3 protein-coding genes are annotated in these 2,520 nt (G+C 70.4%); 2 read left to right on the forward strand and 1 reads right to left on the reverse strand.

The window, feature by feature from the left end:
- Positions 1 to 59 precede the first annotated feature (59 nt).
- Positions 60 to 593 (reverse strand): hypothetical protein, encoded by a 534-nt coding sequence (locus AOK24_RS44430; RefSeq protein WP_055725475.1) that lies wholly within the window; start codon positions 591 to 593, stop codon positions 60 to 62.
- 47 nt (positions 594 to 640) lie between these two features.
- On the opposite strand from AOK24_RS44430, the gene AOK24_RS44435 reads away from it, so the two are divergent.
- Positions 641 to 1,465, forward strand: a complete 825-nt coding sequence (locus AOK24_RS44435; protein ID WP_055725476.1) for a 5'-methylthioadenosine/S-adenosylhomocysteine nucleosidase — start codon at positions 641 to 643, stop codon at positions 1,463 to 1,465.
- A 94-nt stretch (positions 1,466 to 1,559) separates the two neighbouring features.
- Positions 1,560 to 2,520: NB-ARC domain-containing protein (locus AOK24_RS44440; RefSeq protein WP_240554428.1), on the forward strand; the 961-nt coding region annotated here is incomplete at its 3' end.

The raw sequence follows: 2,520 nt of genomic DNA on the forward strand, positions 1-2,520 counted from the left end.
CAGGAACACCCCGCCCCGGAAATCCACGTGGTCCCCGCCGTACGGCCGCCCACTGCCCCTCACCGCGCGTACACCACGACCTGAGCCCCCAGCCCCACCACGGTCAACGCCTCCACGGCCGACAGGGCCACGAGCAAGGGCTCTCCGCCCGCCCCCACCCAGAACACGATCAGCGCGGCAAGCGGCACGACGCAGAACGCCAGGAGATCCACGGCCAGTTGGACCCGCTTACGGGACGTGCGCCGAGCGTCCGCCCGATGGGCGACCTCCCACCCGAACGCGGTGAACCCCCCACCGGGCACCGCGAGTTCGGAGAGCCTGGGCCCCAACTCCTCCCGCACATACCGCCCGATCGCCGAGATCTTCTCGTCGTTGACCAGGTACGTCCACCCCAGCACCACACACACCGGCGGCAGCGCGAGCAGCATCTCCACCCGCTTGGCCTGAGCCGCCGCGGCGATGACGGCCGCGACGACGGTCAGCGTCACATACAGCAGATTGTCCCGGAACCCGATCCGGGCCTTCTGCTCGTCCTTGATGTTCTCGTACTCCGCGAGCAGCAACTGCCCCACGCTGACGTCTTGTTCCGACATTCCCGTCCTACCCCGTTCCCCCGACGACTTGGCAGTACCTTAAAGGCGTGCCGCACACAGCCGTGATCCTCACCGCCCTGCCCGTCGAGTACGACGCCGTGCACCCGTACCTCAACGACCCGACGGAAATCACGCTGCCCGACGGAACCCGCCTGGAACAAGGCCGACTTGAGGGCACGGACTGGACCATCGCCCTCGCGGAACTCGGCGAAGGCGCCCTGACGACGGCGATCCTCGCGAAGCAGATCATCAACGAACTCCACCCCGAGGCCCTCCTGTTCGTGGGCGTCGCGGGCGGCCTGAAGGACGACCTGGAACTCGGCGACGTGGTCGTGGGCACGAAGGTGTACGCCGTCCAGGGCGGCAAACTCACCCCCGAAGGCCACCTGGAACGCCCGGAGAGCTGGCACGGCTCCCACGCCCTCGTCCAGGCGGCCCGCTCGGCCCTGCGCGACCTGCGCCCGGACGTACGGGGCCACCGCAAGCCGATCGCCTGCGGCGACGTGGTCCTCGCGGACCAGCGCTCCGACTTCGCCGCCCGCATCCGCCGCTCCTACAGCGACGCCTACGCCATCGAGATGGAAGGCTCCGGCGCCTCCCACGCGGCCCACCTCAGCGGCCAGTTGGACGCCCTGGTCATCCGCGGCATCAGCGACTTCGCCGACCCCGCCAAACACGAGGCCGACGCCTCGGGCTCCCAGGAACACGCGGCAGACCAGGCGGCGAAGGTGGCGATCACCATCCTGCGCAAACACCAGCCCCGCACCCCCCAGGAGGGCTCCAAAAGCACCGCCTACTCCGGCGACCACATCGACTTCAGCGGCGGCACCTTCTACGGCCCGGTCACCGGAAAACAGACCGGCACCCCGTAGACACGGCCCGGTCCCCCGAGCGACCACGACCCTCCGACCCCGCCCACCGGGCTTCACCGGCCGCACCGACGAACTCGCCCGCCTCCTCCCTCACTTGGCGCCGGACTCAACATCACACCCGGTCCTGATCTTCGCGGTCACGGGTATGGGGGGCATCGGCAAAACGGCCCTGGCGGTCGAGGCGGCCCACCAGGCCCGGGCCGACGGCTGGTTCCCTGGAGGGACCCTGTTCGTAGACCTACGGGGTTACGACGACGACCCGGTCACGGCGGACCAGGCGATCCTGGCGCTGCTCGACGCGCTGGGCGTACAGGGCCAGGACCTCCCGCCGACGCCGGAGCGCCAACACGACCTGTACGCGGACCTGTTGGCGGCCCGCGTCCCGCGAACCCTCCTGATCCTGGACAACGCCTCGGACCCGGCGCAGTTCCTCCCCCTCCTCCCGAGCACCACCCACCACCGCATCCTGATCACCTCCCGGGACCGCCACGACTCCCTTCCTCTGCGCCTGATCGACCTGGAAACCCTGGCCCCGGACGACTCCGTCGCCCTCATCACCCACGCCCTCCACACGACGGACGAGCGCGACGACCGCCCCCAGCGAGAGCCGCAGCAACTCCGCGAACTCGCCGAGCTGTGCGGGCACTTGCCGCTGGCCCTCCAAATCGCGGCGGCGATGCTCCGTCGACGCCGACGCCGGGACATCGCGTCCCTGGTGACCGAGATCCGCGAGACCGGCGACGCGGCGACCGTCCTCGACAACGCGAGTCCCGGCACGGACCTCTACGGCCGTTCTCTGGTGCTGCGCCCGGTACTTGAGACCTCGTACCGCCGCCTGCCACCCGAACTCGCCCGCCTGCTGAGGCTGTTGTGCCTGGCACCGGGAGCGGAGACCGGAACGGAGTCCGTCGCGGCTCTGGCCGACCTCCCCGCCAGGACGGTGACCGGTCTGCTGGAGGACCTCGCCGCGCGGTGTCTGGTCTCCGTGGTCGAAGGGCAGGCCGATCGGTGGCGGGTGCACGACCTGGTGCGGGCGTTCGGGGTGGGGGTGGTGG

It is taken from the genome of Streptomyces niveiscabiei, assembly GCF_001419795.1.
Classification (GTDB): Bacteria; Actinomycetota; Actinomycetes; order Streptomycetales; family Streptomycetaceae; genus Streptomyces; species Streptomyces niveiscabiei.

Coding starts and splice junctions, on each gene's coding strand:
- AOK24_RS44430 (WP_055725475.1), bottom strand. CDS start 593: ATGTCGGAACAAGACGTCAGCGTGGGGCAGTTGCTGCTCGCGGAGTAC.